This window comes from Bisbaumannia pacifica (assembly GCF_007989625.1).
Lineage (GTDB): Bacteria > Pseudomonadota > Gammaproteobacteria > Pseudomonadales > Halomonadaceae > Bisbaumannia > Bisbaumannia pacifica.
Window position 1 is genome coordinate 41,115 of sequence record NZ_BJUK01000025.1, and the last position, 13,379, is coordinate 54,493.

The window sequence follows — 13,379 nt, forward strand, 5'->3', positions numbered from 1 at the left end:
AGGCGAAAGGGCCGCCCTTCCGGGGCGGCCCTTTTTTTGATGGGGCGTCAGGCCAGTGGCGCCAAGGCCTCGAGTAGCCGATAGATAAAGTCGATGCCCATGGCGAAGAGTCGCGACAGGAAACGTCCCAGGTCGGTCATCAGGATCATCAGCAGGAAGAGCCCTACGGTCAGCGAGGTGGGGAAGCCGATATTGAAGACGGTGAGCTGGGGCGCCGAGCGGTTGAGGATGCCCAGCGACAGGCTGATCACCAGCAGGGCGCCCATCACCGGCAGGGCCAGCAGCATGCCCGAGATTAGGATGGTACCGCCATAGCGGGCCAGCATCTCGAAGGCCCCGGGGTTGAGGCCCTGGAGGCCGATGGGCAGCAGGCTAAAGCTGCGCACCAGGATCTCCAGCACCACCAGGTGGCCGTCGAAGGCCAGGAACATCAGCAGGGTGATCATGTAGAGCACCCGGGAGAGCACCATGGTATTGGTGCCGCTGGAGGGGTCGAAGAAGGTGGCGAAGGCCAGGCCCATGGAGAGGCCGATAAACTCGCCGGTGGCCTGCACCACCGCCAGGGTCACCTGCATCACCAGGCCGATGGCGATACCGATGATCAGCTGCTCCACCACGATGCCCAGGCTCGCCCAGGAGATCAGCGGCACCTGGGGCAGGGGCGGCAGCAGCGGGGCGGCGGCCACCGTGACCAGCACGGCGAAGGCGATCTTCACCGGATTGGGGACGCTGGAGTGGCCCCACAGGGGGGCGGCCAGCATAAAGCCGCTGATGCGCATCAAGGGCCACAGGAAGGCGACCAGCCAGGCCTGTAGCTGGGCGAAGGTGATCTCGACCATCTCAGGAGATCATCGTCGGGATATTGCCGAAGAGGTCGCGGGTGAAGTCGGTGATGCGCTTGAGCAGCCAGGGGCCGGAGATCACCAGCACGGCGAAGACCCCGAGGATCTTGGGAATGAAGGAGAGGGTCATCTCGTTGATCTGGGTGGCGGCCTGGAAGAGGCTGACCAGCAGGCCAGTGCTCAGCGCGGTCAGCAGCAGGGGCCCCGCCAGCCACAGGGTCACCTGCATGCCCTGGTAGGCCAGGCTCATCACCATTTCGGGGGTCATGGGTCGCTCCTTGCCCGAGGGCCTAGATATAGAAACTCTCCGCCAGCGAGCCGATGATCAGCTGCCAGCCGTCCACCAGCACGAAGAGCATCAGCTTGAAGGGCAGCGAGATGGTCGCCGGCGGCACCATCATCATGCCCAGCGACATCAGCACGCTGGCCACCACCAGGTCGATGATCAGGAAGGGGATAAAGATGGTGAAGCCGATCTGGAAGGCGGTCTTCAGCTCGCTGGTCACGAAGGAGGGCACCAGCACCTGCAAGGGCACGTCCTCGGGCCCCTGGAAGGGGCCGGCGCCGGCCAGGTCGGCGAACATCGCCAGGTCTGGCTCCCGGGTCTGGCCGAGCATGAATTCCCGGAAGGGCTCGGCGGCGATGGCCAGGAAAGCATCGAAGTTGATCTCGCCGGCGCTTAGCGGAGCCCAGGCCAGCTCATGGACCTGGCCGAACACCGGCGACATCACGAAGAAGGTCAGGAACAGCGCCAGACCCAGCAGGATCTGATTGGGGGGCGTGGACTGGGTGCCCATGGCGATGCGCAGCAGGCTCAGCACGATGATGATGCGGGTGAAGCAGGTCATCATCAGCAGCAGCGCCGGCAGGAAGGCCATGCTGCTGAGCAGCAGCAGTGTCTGCAGGGACATCGACCACTGCTGACCGCCATCCTCCAGGGGGCGGCTGGTGATCCCGGGCAGTTCCTGGGCCAGGCCCAGGCCGGGCCAGGCCAGCAGCAGGGCCAGCAACGGCCACAGGCGTACCAGGCGCGACCTAGCGATCCCCATGACGTCCTCCCCGGCCACCCAGGTTGTGCTTCAGGGCCGCGGCGAAGCGCTCGCCGAAGCTATTCCGGGCGGCCTCATCCAGGCCCCGGGCCAGGGCCTCATCGGCGCTGGCCTCCCGGGCCGGCAGGCGATGCAGCGGGGTCACGCCAGCGGCGCCCACGCCCAGCACCAGCCAGGTGTCATCCACCTCGACCACCACCACTCGCTCCTTGCCGCCCAGGGGGGCGCTGGCCACTACCCGGAGGTCGAGTGCCTGGCCGCGACGCCCCGGCCCCAGCCGGGTCAACAGGAAGCGGGAGAGAAAGATCAGCCCCAGCACCAGGGCCAGGGCGGCGGCGGTCTTGCCGAGGGTGGCCAGGCCCACCAGGGCCTCGCCCCCGGCGAGGGCGGTATCGCTGGCGTCACTCATCGGTTCAGTTTCTGGACGCGCTCGGAGGGGGTGATGATCTCGGTGACGCGGATGCCGTACTTGTCATCCACCACCACCACCTCGCCCTGGGCGATCAGGTAGCCGTTGATCAGGATATCCATGGGCTCGCCGGCCAGGCCATCCAGTTCGATCACCGAACCCTGGGCCAGCTCCAGCAGCTGCTTGATGGTGATTCGGGTGCGGCCCAATTCCACGGTGAGCTTGACCGGAATGTCCATGATCATCTCGAGGTCCCGCGGGGCACCGGCGGGGCCACTGTCGCCGAGGGGGCGGAAGACCTGCTCGCCGGCGGCCTGGGCCTGGGGCGCCTGATCCTCGCTGGCGCCCTGTTCGGCCAGGGCATCGGCCCAGGGGTCGGCCTCCTCGGCGGTGTCGCTCTTGCCCTCGGCGGCCTCCTGCTCGGCCATCGCCTCGGCCCAGGGATCGGCTTCCTCGGCGGGGCTCTTGCCCTCGGCGGCCTCCTGCTCGGCCATGGCGTCGGCCCAGGCGTCCTCGGTGGGTTTCTGATCGTCGGGCTTGTTGGGATCAGTCATGCTTGGCTTCCTTGGCTTTCGACACGGCGCCCTTGACGAAGTCGGTCTTGGTGGGCACGTGCTGGGAGAGGTGGTCGATCATGCGTTTCACGCGCAGCGCGCGCTGGCCGTTCTGGCTGCCGTAGTCGCACTCCATTACCGGCACGCCATCCACATGAGCGGTGACCGTATTGGGGAGCTCCAGGGGCAGGACATCCCCCTCCTGAAGGGAGAGCACCTCGCCGATCTGCGAGGCGAGGGTGGTGAACTCGGCTACCAGTTCCACCTCGGACTGACGCAGCTCGCCGGCCATGCGCTGGGTCCACAGCTTGTGGTCGCCGCCCTCCTGGGAGTCGCTCATGGGGTTGGCCAGCAGGTCCCGCAGCGGCTCGATCATCGAGAAGGGCATGCAGATCTGGAAATCGCTGGCCAGGTTGCCCACTTCCAGGTGGAAGTTGGTGTTGACCACGATCTCGTTGGGCGAGTTGGTGATATTGGCGAACTTGGCCTGCATCTCCGAGCGCAGGAAGCTGATCTCCAGGGGATAGACCGACTTCCAGGCCTCCTGGTAGCTGTCCAGGGCCAGGTTGAGGAGGCGTCGGATGATGCGCTGTTCGGTATGCGTAAACTCGCGCCCCTCGGACTTGGTGACGAAACGCCCGTCACCGCCGAAGAGGTTGTCGACCACCATGAAGACCAGGGTCGGAGGAAAGACCACTAGGGCCGAGCCGCGTAGCGGCTTCATGCCGATCAGGTTGATATTGGTGGGTACCGGTACATTGCGCGAGAAATCGCTGTAGCTCTGGTAGCGCACCGCTCCCACGGTAATATCGGCGCTGCGGCGCATCAGGTTGAACAGCCCCATGCGGAACTGGCGAGCGAAGCGCTCGTTGATGATATCCAGCGCCTGCAGTCGCTCGCGAATCACCCGATGCTGGGTGGCCGGGTCGTAGGGGCGAATGCGCGAGGACTCCCCGCTATTTTCCCCGGGGCCGTCCTCCTCGCCACTGACGCCCTTGAGTAGGGCATCGATTTCTTCCTGCGAGAGCAGATCGTCTTGAGACATGGTGCGGAAGCGCCTGTGGGTTATTGCACGATAAACTCGGTGAAGAGCACCTCTTGCACCGCCAGTTCCGGCTGGGGCTGGGTCAGGGGCTCATCGAAGAGGCGCAGCACCTCCTCGGCCAGGGCCCGGCGACCACCGGGGGCGATCAGGTCCTCATCGAACTGCTCGGAGAACAGCAGCAGCAGGCGGCTGCGTACCAGCGGCAGGTGCTCCTCGAGGATTCGCTGGGTCGTCTCGTCGCCCACCTTGAGGGTCAGGCCCACATAGAGCAGGCGATCGCTATATTGCTCGCTCTGCAGGTTGACGGTGAAGGGATCGACCCGCACGAAGATCGGGCTGGGGGCCTCCACCGGGGCCGCCTCGGCCTCGCTGGCCTGGGCCGAGCCACGCTGGTCTAGCAGCAGATAGACATTTACCGCCGCCACCGCCGCCACCAGGATCACCAGTAGGGCAATCAGCCAGGCCGTCTTGCGGGAGCCGCCGGCCTTTGCCGTCGCGTTCGCCATGGGTACTCCTTGTCTACAGATGGGCCCGAGTATGCCCTAGCCGGCTCGGACCCGATGAATCGAACAGGGCGGGGGAAGCGCCCTATCTCCGGGGTTTGTCGCCCTTGCCTCAGGCGAAGAGATCGACGCCGCCGCGCAGGCTGGCGGCCAGGCTCGCCGCCTGACGACCGCTGTCGCCGGCCAGCACCGAGGCCTCATCTCCCTGGAACTCGTCGCCCCGTGCGCCGGACTCGCCCTGGGCGAGGAAGCCGTCGTGACGTTTGCCGCGCTGCTCACCCACCGAGGTGTCGGCCAACTGGATGCCCTGCTCGGCCAGGGCCTCGCGCAGCTGCGGCAGGGCTTGTTCCACCGCCTGACGCACCTGGGCATGGGCGGAGAGGAACTGCGCCTGGGCACCCTGGTCGCCGAGCTTGAGGCTCACCGATAGCGGCCCCAGTTCGGCGGGGTGCAGGTGCAGTTCCACCTGGCCACCACGCTGTGCCAGGCCGACCAGCTGCTGGCCGAGCTGCTGTTCCCAGGCCTGGGTCGCCACCGGGGCACTCAGGCTGGCGGTGGCGGGGGCGGTCAAGCCTTGGGGGAGGCCTTGAGACAGCCCTTGTGAAAGCCCTGCCTGGGGTGACGCGGCACCGCCCTGGCTCGCCCCCGGGAGCCCCGCCTCGATACCGATCGTGCGGCTTAGGCCGGGGTCCAGGGCCGGCTCGCCGCTGGCCAGAGGGGCTTGGGCGACCGGGGGAGGCGCGAGCGGTGAGGGGCGCTCGCCGCCGGCCTGGAGGGCCGACAGGGAAGCGGCCCGTTCCGGGGCCGCGGCATGCGTGGCGCCCTCGCCACGACGTGCCGCCAGGTTCGCCCATTCGCCGCTCAGGCCCCCATCGGCCCGACGAGTCGCATCGGGGGAGGTCGCGGGCGTGGCCACCAGGGCCAGGCGAGCGGCGATCTCCGCCAGTCGTGGATCCTGAGGCATGGCCTGCGCCGACGCGATGGGCTGCGCGGCGGTGGCCTGCGCCGGCGCGCTAGCCCCCAGGCGCTCGGCCAGGGCCGCCAGCAGCGGGGCGAGTGCCTCGGGGGCCTGGCCATTGCTCAGGCCATCCGCCAGGGGGCGCAGCGCCTCGGGGAGCTCGCCGCTTTCGGCGAAGTTGGCGAGGCCATTATTGAGTGCCGTGGCCAGTGCCTCGGGAAGCTCGCCGTTTTGCGTATCAGTGGCGAGACCGGCCAGTGCCTCGGAGAGTTCGCCGTTGTGCGTATCAGTGGCGAGACCGGCCAGCGCCTCGGGGATTTCGCCTTCCGCCGAGAGGGCGGCGATGGCATCGTCCAACAGCTTGGCCAGGGCCTCCGGCTCGAGATCGAGCGCCCGGGCTAGGGCCGCCAGGTCCGGGCCGGCCTCGCCGCTAGCGGGTCGCTGTGCCAGCGGCGCCGGCGCGCCGTTCGACGTCGGGGCGCTGGTCCGCGTCAGCAGGGCGGCGAAATCCACGGCCGCGGCTGGGTCGCCGGCGTCGGAGCGGGGCGTGGCCCCGGGGCGGCCGGCCGTCATGGCCAGCAGGGCGGTGATGTCCATCAGTGACCTCCCTGAAGAGAGTGGGGTGTCCGGCCGCGCCGCAGGGCGAGCTGGCTGAGTTCGTCATTGAGGCGCAGCTCCTGGCGCTGGCGGACCCGCTCGGCCTGGTCGGCGCGGCGGCTGGCCAGGGTGTCGTAGGAGGAGAGCTTGCGCTGCTCGCCCTGCCACTGCTGCTGGCTGCGCGTCACCTGGCGGCGCTGCTGTTCCAGGGCCTGCTGGGCGCGACCCATGGCATCATCCAGGGAGCGCAGGAAATGCTGGTAGTTGTGCATGGAGGCGGGATCGATCCCCTCTTGCATGGCCCGCTGCAGGCGCTCGGCATACTCCTGACGGTAGCGCTTCAGGGTCTCCACCTGGGCGACGCCCTGTTGCTCGCCCTGGCGCGCCTGGGCCAGTCCCAGGGCGGCCCTGTCGCGACCCTCCTGGGCGAGTTCGATCAGGGTATCGAGGGGACCACGCTGACTCATGACGTACCTCCGATTAGCTGGGTCAGGGCCTCTTGGGTGGGCGCGATGGCGGCGCTCTCGTCGAGGCGCTGCTGGAGGAAGTGCTCCAGGTGCGGGTAGAGCTGTACGGCCTGATCCAGTTGGGGGTCGTGACCGGGAGTATAGGCACCCACGCTGATCAGGTCCTGGTTGCGCCGGTAACGGGAGAAGAGCTGCTTGAAGTGCTGTGCCCGGGCCTGCTGATCGCGATCGACGATGGCGGTCATGGCGCGGCTGATCGAGGCCTCGATATCGATGGCCGGATAGTGGCCGGCCTCCGCCAGGGTGCGCGAGAGCACGATATGGCCGTCGAGGATGGCCCGTGCCGAGTCGGCGATGGGGTCCTGCTGGTCGTCGCCCTCGGTGAGCACCGTATAGAAGGCGGTGATGGAGCCGCCGCCGCGGGCGGCATTGCCGGCCCGCTCCACCAGGCTGGGGAGCTTGGCGAACACCGAGGGCGGATAGCCCTTGGTGGCCGGGGGCTCGCCGATGGCCAGGGCGATCTCGCGCTGGGCCATGGCGTAGCGGGTCAGGGAGTCCATGATCAGCAGCACATCGCGGCCCTGATCGCGGAAGCCCTCCGCCAGGCGGGTGGCGTAGGCGGCCCCCTGCAGGCGTTGCAGGGGCGAGGTGTCGGCGGGCGCCGCCACCACCACAGCGCGGCGGCGTCCCTCCTCGCCGAGGATATTGTCGATGAAGTCCTGTACCTCGCGGCCCCGCTCGCCGATCAGTCCCACCACGATGACATCGGCGCGGGTGAAGCGGGCCATCATCCCCAGCAGCACCGACTTGCCGACGCCGGAGCCGGCGAACAGGCCCATGCGCTGGCCGCGGCCGACGCTGAGCAGGGCGTTGATGGCGCGGATGCCGACGTCGATCTGCTCCTCGATGGGCGCCCGGGACAGCGGGTTGAGGGGCGGCGTGGCCAGGGGCGCATGGGGCGCCTCGGCCAGCGGTTCGCCACCGTCCAGGGGCCGGCCGTTGCCGTCCACCACCCGGCCCAGCAGCGACTCGCCCAGGGGGAAGCGCCGCGCGCTGTGGGCGCCCTCGCCCAGCGGCAGCACCCGGGCGCCGGGGGTCAGGCCGCTGATCGGCTCCAGCGGCATCAGGAACAGCTGGTCGCCGGAGAAGCCCACCACCTCCGCCTCGGCGAAGCCCTCGGCCAGCTCGATACGGCAGGCGCTGCCCAGGGGCACCTTGAGGCCCACCGCCTCCAGCACCATGCCGGTGGCGCGGGTGATGCGCCCGCTGACCCGGTAGGCGGGCAGCGCCTCGACCCGGCGCCGGACCCGCCCCAGGGCCTGGCACCAATGCTGCCGATGGGGGTTGGTAACGGCCTCGACCATGACGTCAGTCTCCGGTGGGCGCGGCGGCGCGGTGACGCAGGCGTTCGGTGATCGCCTCCCAGCGCCGCTCCCAGGTGGCATCCAGTTCGCCGCTGGCGCTGGTGACCCGGCAGCCGCCCCGGGAGAGGGCGTCGTCGGGTTGCAGCTTCCAGCCCAGGGCGGTGAGCTCCTCGCCCAGCACCGGCGTCACCAGGGCCAGGTCGTCGGGATGCAGCCATAGCCGGGTGCCGCCGTTCAGCGGCGGCTCCACGTGCAGCAGCTCGCGCACCAGGGCGACGACCTGCTCGGGGCGTGCCTCCAGGGCCTCCCCGGCCAACTGACGGCCGGTGGCCAGGGCCAGGGCCACCAGCTCCTCGGCCACCTGGTCGTCGAGACCGTCCAGGGCCTCGCGAAAGCTCGCCGCCAGCGACTGCAACGGGGTCAGGGCCTCCTCCAGGCGGCGTTGCAGCTCCGCCTCGGCGGCGGCGCGTCCCTCGGCGAGTCCCTGGGCATGGCCCTCTTCCTGGCCGCTGGCCAGGCCCGCTCGGTAGCCTTCCTCGCGGGCCGCCTGGCGCACCTGCTCGCGCAGCCTGGCCAGTTCCTCGTCGCGGCGCCGGCTGGCCTGGCGCTGGGCCTCGCGGCGGCGCCGTTCGCGCTCCGCCGGGCCGGGCCCGGCGGCATCGCTGCCCAGCTCCTCCATCTGCCAGCGGCGCCAGCTGTCGTCCTGGGCGTCGAGGCGACGGGACTCAGACATAGGTATCGTCTCCGCCGCTCAGCACGATCTCGCCGCTGTCGGCCAGGCGGCGCACCACCTGCAGGATCGTCTTCTGTTCGGCCTCCACCTGGGAGAGGCGGATCGGGCCGCGGGCCTCCATGTCCTCGCGCAGCAACTGGGAGGCGCGCTGGGACATGTTGCGGGTGAACTTGTCCACCAGCTCCTCGGCGGAGCCCTTGAGGGCCACCACCAGGACGTTGGTGTCGATCTCCTTGAGCAGCAACTGGATGGAGCGGTCGTCCAGGTCGAGCAGGTTCTCGAAGACGAACATCTCGTCGAGGATCTTCTGGGCCAGGTCCTCGCTGTGGGCGCGGATGGTCTCCACCGCCACCTCTTCCTGACTGGTGTTCATCAGGTTGAGGATCTCGGCGGCGGTCTTCACGCCGCCCATCTTGCTGCGCTTGAGGTTCTGGCCGTCGAGCATGCTGCCGAGCACCTCGGTGAGTTCCTGCAGGGCCGCGGGCTGCACGCCGCTGAAGGTGGCGATCCGCAGCACCACGTCGTTGCGCAGCTTGTCGTCGAACAGCTCCAGCACGTCGGCGGCCTGGTGGCGCTCGAGGTGGACCAGGATGGTGGCGATGATCTGCGGGTGCTCCTCGCGGATCAGCTCGGCCACCATCGAGGGCTCCATCAGGTTGAGGGAGTCGATGCCGGAGTTGGTGTTGTGGGCCTCGAGGATATCCTCGATCAGGCTGGAGGCGCGCTCGCCGCCCAGTGCCTTGGTCAGCACCGAGCGAATATAGTCGCTGGAGTTGATGTTCAGCGCGGAGAGCTCCTCGCTGTCGCGGAAGAAGTGCTCCAGCACCCGGCGCATGTCGTTATGCGAGACCTGGTTGAGGCGCGCCATCTCCTGGCTGACCTCCTGGATCTCCTGGGGCCCCATATATTTCAGTACCTCGGCGGCGCTGTCTTCGTCCAGGGCCAGCAGCAGGATGGCGCTGCGGCGCACGCCGCTCATCTCGGTGCTCGTGGCATTACTCATCGTCGTTCACCCAGCTGCTGAGGATCATGGCGACCAGGCGCGGATCCTCCTGTGCCAGTTCACGCAGATCGTTGAGATTCTGCTCGTAGGCGCCGGCCTTGCGGCGACGCTTCTGTTCGCGTCCCTCGCGGCCACCCTCGTCGCCTTCGCCGCGGGCCTCGCCCTCGGCCGGCTCGTCGCCGGCGTCGTCCTCGTCGCCAACGCTGGCGAGCAGCTTGCCGGAGGCGCCGGCGGGCACGGCGATGGGCGCCGGGGCCTCGGTATAGCGCTTGATCAGCGGGCGCAGTACCAGCCAGTAGAGCAGCAGGGCGGCCAGCAGCACCAGCACATAGCGGGCGATGCCGAAGATCAGCCCCTGGAGCTCCGGGTCCTGCCACCAGGCGAGCTCCGCGGCGGAATCCTCGGCCAGGGTGAAGGGGCTGTTGACCACCTCCAGGGCATCGCCGCGGGCGGGGGAGAAGCCCATGGCCTGGCGGGTCAGGCGCTGGATCTGGTCGAGCTCCTCGTCGCTGAGGGGCTGGGCCGTCGGTTCACCCGCCTCGTCGAGGCCGTCGCGATAGTTGACCACCACCGCCACCGAGAGGCGCTCCACCCGGCCGCGTTCGTGCTGGATATGGGCGACGTTGCGATCCACTTCGTAGTTGATCACCCGGTCCTGGCTCAGGCGGGCGTTGGCGGCCTCGCCCTGGGGTTCCTGCTCCTCGTCGACCTGCTCCTCATCCGCGCCTTCCTCGGGCGGGTTATTGATCGGCGAGGGGGCCACCCCCGGCGGGGTGTTGGTCAGGGCGCCGGGAATGCCCCGGGCCAGGTCGTCGCTGCCCTGGTAGTCGGCGCTGTGCTGCAGGCTGCGCACGGCGGCCCGCTCCGGGTCCTGGTTGGGACCGTAGCGCTCGGCGGTCTCCTCGCGGCGGGTGAAATCCACCTCGGCGGTGACCTGGGCACGCACATTGGCTCGCCCCAGCACCGGGATCAGGATGTTCTCGATACGCCGCTGGTAGGAACGCTCCACCTCCTGCACATAGTCGAGCTGGGTGCCGTCGAGGTCGCGGCCCGGCCCGCCGGGCTGGGAGAGCAGGCGGCCGTTATGGTCCACCACGGTGACGTCTTCGGTGGCCAGCTCCGGCACGCTGCTGGAGACCATATGGGCGATGGCCATCACCTGCCCTTCGCCGAGGGTGCGCCCGCCGTGCAGGGTCAGGATCACCGAGGCGGTGGCGGGCTCGCGCTCGCGGACGAACACCGACTCCTTGGCCAGGGCCAGATGCACCCGGGCCCGGGAGACCGGGCCCAGGGATTCGATGGAGCGGGACAGCTCGCCCTCCAGGCTGCGCTGGAAGTTGATCTGCTCGGCGAACTGGCTGATGCCGAAGGCCTGGCTATCCATCAGCTCGAAGCCGACGTTGCCGCCCTGGGGCAGGCCCTGTTCGGCCAGCTGCAGGCGCAGGGTGTGGACCTGGTCGCCGGGCACCAGCAGGGCCTGGCCGCCCTGGCTCAACTGGTAGGGCACGCCGCGGCTATCCAGCTCGCTGATGATGCGTCCGCCGTCGGCCTCGTTGAGGTTGCTGTAGAGGACGCGATAGTCGGGGCTGCGGGCCCATAGCATCAGGGCCACGACGATGGCCACCACGGCGGCGCCGGCCAACAGCAGCGGCAGCAGGGGATTGCCGCGCAGCTGGCGTAGCAGGCGCTGTTGCAGTGACTCCTGGGGCGCATCGCCGCGGGCGGCGGTCCCTTCGCTCATGCGTGCCTCCCGGCGTCAGCGTGGGGGCACGGCGACCAGGCAGTCAGGGCCATGGTGAGTAGCAGAGGGGCATGGGGCATGGTGATATCCATTCATCGCGGTTTGCCGCCCCGGGTGACCGGGCGGAACTGTGATGACCGCCATTATCGGCGTGCCTCACCAGCCCAAAGGTGGGAATAGTCGGGTTTTTCAGGCGCATTTGCCGGCTTGGTCCGAGGGGCGGGGCTGCTAGCCTCCTCTCAGCGTGTCACAGGAGCCGATTTGCCCATGTCCACACCCGCGATCAATGCCGCCCTGCAACAGATGCAGGGCCTGGCCAGCCAGGCCGCGAATGCCGCGCCGAACGCCAACGCCGCCGCCCAGGGGGGCTTCGCCGCCGAGCTGGCCCACTCCATCCAGCGTATCAATCGCCTGCAGCAGACCGCCAATGCCCAGGTCACCGCCTTCCAGTCCGGCGACCCGGACGTGGCGCTCAACGACGTCATGGTCGATATGCAGAAGGCCAGCGTGGCCTTCCAGATGGGCCTGCAGGTGCGCAACCGCCTGGTCAGCGCCTACCGCGACGTGATGAATATGCAGGTCTGAGTCGCCCGCGGCCGATGGTCTGCTAGGAGGCTCAGGCCTCGAGGGAGATCAGTCGGCCGCGCATCTCGTCGAGGCGCTCGGCGATGGCCAGGACCTCCTCGGCGGGGATCTGGCGGATCAGCTCGCCGCTGTCGCGGTCGACGATGCGCGTGATGGTGCGGTTACCGGTGTCGGCGAGCTCGAACTCGATACCATGCTGACGCATCACCTCGTTGACGCGCTGCAAGGGCTCCACCAGGTCGCCCTCGGCGGGCGGCTCGGCCTCGGCGAGCTGGCCGCCGGCGGTGGGCAGGTGGGCCAGCAGGGTCTCGACCCGCTGGCGCGGGCTCAGCTCGTTGAGCGGCGAGCCGGGGGCATGGGCACTGACATCCGCTATCGGGTGACTCATGGTGAAATCCCTCACAGTGGTGGTTGACGTCTTGTTTTTCTTTTCGAATCTATCGGCCGGCGTCGGGGGAACTTTAGCCCTGGCTGATGGCAGCCAAGCGAGAGCCTGAATCATGAATCCCTCCACCCTGATCGGAATCGTCGCCAGCGTCCTGATGCTGGCCAGCGTGGTGCTGTGGAGCGCCGACAGCGCCACCGCCTTCCTCAATCTACCGGGCCTGGCCATCGTGGTCATCGGCACCCTGGCGGCCACCTTTATCAGCTATCCGCTGCGTGAAGTGGTGCGGGTGGTGCGCCTGGTCGGCCTGGTGTTTCATCGCGAGAATCGCCACGAGCGCGAAGACATCGACGAGCTGGTGGCCCTGGCGCGGCTGTGGTTCAAGGGCGACGTGCGGGCGGTGGAGCGGCGCCTGGAGACCTGCCCCAATCCCTTCCTGCGCACCGGGGTGCAACTGGTGATCGACCACACCGCCGACGAGGAGATCCATGATCTGCTGCGCTGGCGCATCGCCCGGCTCAAGGCCCGGGAGCGGGCCGAGGCACAGATCTTCCGCACCATGGCCCTCTATGCCCCGGCCTTCGGCATGATCGGTACCCTGGTGGGACTGGTGAACATGCTGGGGGTGATCGAGGCCGGCGAGCTGACGGTGATCGGCGAGCGCATGGCGGTGGCCCTGCTGACCACCTTCTACGGCATCGTGCTGGCCAACCTGGTATTGAAGCCCATCGCCGTCAAGCTGGAGCGGCGTACCGAGCAGCGCCTGATCGCCATGAACATGATCCTCGAGGGGATCTCGTTGATGTCGCGGCGCCGCCTGCCCTCGGTGATCGAGGAGAGCCTCAACTCCTTTATCGCCCACCACCACGACGAACTGCGCGATGGCCGGGGGCAGGAGGGCGATGCCCCGGCGTCCCGCTGGCGGCTGCGCCGGCGGGCGGCCGCCGCGACCGGCGACGAGCGCGAGGCTTCCCATGCCGGCTAGGGACCGCCATCGTCACGACGCCCTCTTCGAGGAGCTCGAGCCCGAGGAGGGGCAGGCGGGCTGGATGCTCAGCTATATCGACATGATGACGCTGCTGGTGGCGCTGTTCGCGCTGCTGCTGTCGCTGGCCTCGGTGTGGCGCGGCCCCGCCGAGGCCAG

17 protein-coding genes are annotated in these 13,379 nt (G+C 68.8%); 3 read left to right on the forward strand and 14 right to left on the reverse strand.

All coding sequences use genetic code 11. The annotated features are described in order from the left end of the window. Positions 1 to 47: 47 nt before the first annotated feature. The 13 genes from fliR to fliF all read right to left on the reverse strand — a co-directional run bounded on the left by fliR (position 48) and on the right by fliF (position 11,265). Complete coding sequence (gene fliR / locus HPA02_RS11500; protein WP_146803343.1) at positions 48 to 839, reverse strand: flagellar biosynthetic protein FliR; 792 nt, start codon at positions 837 to 839, stop codon at positions 48 to 50. A gap of 1 nt (position 840) precedes the next feature. Continuing rightward, positions 841 to 1,110 carry a flagellar biosynthesis protein FliQ gene (gene fliQ, locus HPA02_RS11505; protein ID WP_146803344.1) on the reverse strand — a complete coding sequence of 90 codons (270 nt, stop codon included), beginning with the start codon at positions 1,108 to 1,110 and terminating at the stop codon, positions 841 to 843. 22 nt (positions 1,111 to 1,132) lie between these two features. Then, the gene (fliP, locus tag HPA02_RS11510; RefSeq protein ID WP_146803345.1) at positions 1,133 to 1,891 is read right to left on the reverse strand and encodes a flagellar type III secretion system pore protein FliP; all 759 of its coding nucleotides are present in this window, start codon (positions 1,889 to 1,891) and stop codon (positions 1,133 to 1,135) included. Beyond that, positions 1,878 to 2,300: a flagellar biosynthetic protein FliO gene (gene fliO / locus HPA02_RS11515; protein ID WP_146803346.1), complete on the reverse strand. Its 423-nt coding sequence runs from the start codon at positions 2,298 to 2,300 to the stop codon at positions 1,878 to 1,880. Before fliO ends, fliP begins: the two co-directional genes overlap by 14 nt. Further along, positions 2,297 to 2,854, reverse strand: a complete 558-nt coding sequence (fliN, locus tag HPA02_RS11520) for a flagellar motor switch protein FliN (RefSeq protein ID WP_146803347.1) — start codon at positions 2,852 to 2,854, stop codon at positions 2,297 to 2,299. The genes fliO and fliN overlap by 4 nt, the downstream gene beginning before the upstream one ends. Further along, positions 2,847 to 3,899, reverse strand: a complete 1,053-nt coding sequence (gene fliM / locus HPA02_RS11525) for a flagellar motor switch protein FliM (RefSeq protein ID WP_146803348.1) — start codon at positions 3,897 to 3,899, stop codon at positions 2,847 to 2,849. The genes fliN and fliM overlap by 8 nt, the downstream gene beginning before the upstream one ends. Before the next feature lie 20 nt (positions 3,900 to 3,919). After that, positions 3,920 to 4,405, reverse strand: a complete 486-nt coding sequence (gene fliL / locus HPA02_RS11530; RefSeq protein ID WP_146803349.1) for a flagellar basal body-associated protein FliL — start codon at positions 4,403 to 4,405, stop codon at positions 3,920 to 3,922. A gap of 109 nt (positions 4,406 to 4,514) precedes the next feature. Beyond that, the gene (locus HPA02_RS11535; protein ID WP_146803350.1) at positions 4,515 to 5,957 is read right to left on the reverse strand and encodes a flagellar hook-length control protein FliK; all 1,443 of its coding nucleotides are present in this window, start codon (positions 5,955 to 5,957) and stop codon (positions 4,515 to 4,517) included. Beyond that, positions 5,957 to 6,424: a flagellar export protein FliJ gene (gene fliJ / locus HPA02_RS11540; protein ID WP_146803351.1), complete on the reverse strand. Its 468-nt coding sequence runs from the start codon at positions 6,422 to 6,424 to the stop codon at positions 5,957 to 5,959. Before fliJ ends, HPA02_RS11535 begins: the two co-directional genes overlap by 1 nt. After that, positions 6,421 to 7,788: a flagellar protein export ATPase FliI gene (fliI, locus tag HPA02_RS11545; protein WP_146803352.1), complete on the reverse strand. Its 1,368-nt coding sequence runs from the start codon at positions 7,786 to 7,788 to the stop codon at positions 6,421 to 6,423. Before fliI ends, fliJ begins: the two co-directional genes overlap by 4 nt. Positions 7,789 to 7,792: 4 nt before the next feature. Then, a complete protein-coding gene (fliH, locus tag HPA02_RS11550) occupies positions 7,793 to 8,521 on the reverse strand; it encodes a flagellar assembly protein FliH (protein WP_146803353.1) in 729 nt (242 codons plus the stop codon). Next, positions 8,514 to 9,524, reverse strand: coding sequence for a flagellar motor switch protein FliG (gene fliG / locus HPA02_RS11555; RefSeq protein WP_146803354.1), 1,011 nt, complete (start codon positions 9,522 to 9,524; stop codon positions 8,514 to 8,516). Before fliG ends, fliH begins: the two co-directional genes overlap by 8 nt. Beyond that, positions 9,517 to 11,265 (reverse strand): flagellar basal-body MS-ring/collar protein FliF, encoded by a 1,749-nt coding sequence (gene fliF, locus HPA02_RS11560; RefSeq protein WP_146803355.1) that lies wholly within the window; start codon positions 11,263 to 11,265, stop codon positions 9,517 to 9,519. Before fliF ends, fliG begins: the two co-directional genes overlap by 8 nt. A gap of 267 nt (positions 11,266 to 11,532) precedes the next feature. On the opposite strand from fliF, the gene fliE reads away from it, so the two are divergent. Further along, on the forward strand, positions 11,533 to 11,850 hold the full coding sequence (fliE, locus tag HPA02_RS11565) for a flagellar hook-basal body complex protein FliE (protein WP_146803356.1): 318 nt from the start codon (positions 11,533 to 11,535) through the stop codon (positions 11,848 to 11,850). A gap of 31 nt (positions 11,851 to 11,881) precedes the next feature. On the opposite strand, the gene HPA02_RS11570 is transcribed toward fliE, so the two are convergent. After that, positions 11,882 to 12,238 (reverse strand): flagellar protein FlaG, encoded by a 357-nt coding sequence (locus HPA02_RS11570; RefSeq protein WP_146803357.1) that lies wholly within the window; start codon positions 12,236 to 12,238, stop codon positions 11,882 to 11,884. 112 nt (positions 12,239 to 12,350) lie between these two features. On the opposite strand from HPA02_RS11570, the gene HPA02_RS11575 reads away from it, so the two are divergent. Together HPA02_RS11575 and HPA02_RS18610 are read left to right on the forward strand one after the other, a co-directional pair. Continuing rightward, entirely contained in the window at positions 12,351 to 13,220 is an 870-nt protein-coding gene (locus HPA02_RS11575; RefSeq protein ID WP_146803358.1) for a motility protein A, read from the forward strand. After that, the coding region (locus HPA02_RS18610; RefSeq protein WP_371832428.1) for a flagellar motor protein MotB at positions 13,210 to 13,379 on the forward strand (170 nt) is incomplete at its 3' end. The genes HPA02_RS11575 and HPA02_RS18610, both read left to right, overlap by 11 nt.

Excerpts from the sequence above, each read along its gene's own strand:
- fliR (WP_146803343.1), bottom strand. The coding sequence starts at position 839 with ATGGTCGAGATCACCTTCGCCCAGCTACAGGCCTGGCTGGTCGCCTTC.
- fliQ (WP_146803344.1), bottom strand. The coding sequence starts at position 1,110 with ATGACCCCCGAAATGGTGATGAGCCTGGCCTACCAGGGCATGCAGGTG.
- fliP (WP_146803345.1), bottom strand. The coding sequence starts at position 1,891 with ATGGGGATCGCTAGGTCGCGCCTGGTACGCCTGTGGCCGTTGCTGGCC.
- fliO (WP_146803346.1), bottom strand. The coding sequence starts at position 2,300 with ATGAGTGACGCCAGCGATACCGCCCTCGCCGGGGGCGAGGCCCTGGTG.
- fliN (WP_146803347.1), bottom strand. The coding sequence starts at position 2,854 with ATGACTGATCCCAACAAGCCCGACGATCAGAAACCCACCGAGGACGCC.
- fliM (WP_146803348.1), bottom strand. The coding sequence starts at position 3,899 with ATGTCTCAAGACGATCTGCTCTCGCAGGAAGAAATCGATGCCCTACTC.
- fliL (WP_146803349.1), bottom strand. The coding sequence starts at position 4,405 with ATGGCGAACGCGACGGCAAAGGCCGGCGGCTCCCGCAAGACGGCCTGG.
- HPA02_RS11535 (WP_146803350.1), bottom strand. The coding sequence starts at position 5,957 with ATGGACATCACCGCCCTGCTGGCCATGACGGCCGGCCGCCCCGGGGCC.
- fliJ (WP_146803351.1), bottom strand. The coding sequence starts at position 6,424 with ATGAGTCAGCGTGGTCCCCTCGATACCCTGATCGAACTCGCCCAGGAG.
- fliI (WP_146803352.1), bottom strand. The coding sequence starts at position 7,788 with ATGGTCGAGGCCGTTACCAACCCCCATCGGCAGCATTGGTGCCAGGCC.
- fliH (WP_146803353.1), bottom strand. The coding sequence starts at position 8,521 with ATGTCTGAGTCCCGTCGCCTCGACGCCCAGGACGACAGCTGGCGCCGC.
- fliG (WP_146803354.1), bottom strand. The coding sequence starts at position 9,524 with ATGAGTAATGCCACGAGCACCGAGATGAGCGGCGTGCGCCGCAGCGCC.
- fliF (WP_146803355.1), bottom strand. The coding sequence starts at position 11,265 with ATGAGCGAAGGGACCGCCGCCCGCGGCGATGCGCCCCAGGAGTCACTG.
- fliE (WP_146803356.1), top strand. The coding sequence starts at position 11,533 with ATGTCCACACCCGCGATCAATGCCGCCCTGCAACAGATGCAGGGCCTG.
- HPA02_RS11570 (WP_146803357.1), bottom strand. The coding sequence starts at position 12,238 with ATGAGTCACCCGATAGCGGATGTCAGTGCCCATGCCCCCGGCTCGCCG.
- HPA02_RS11575 (WP_146803358.1), top strand. The coding sequence starts at position 12,351 with ATGAATCCCTCCACCCTGATCGGAATCGTCGCCAGCGTCCTGATGCTG.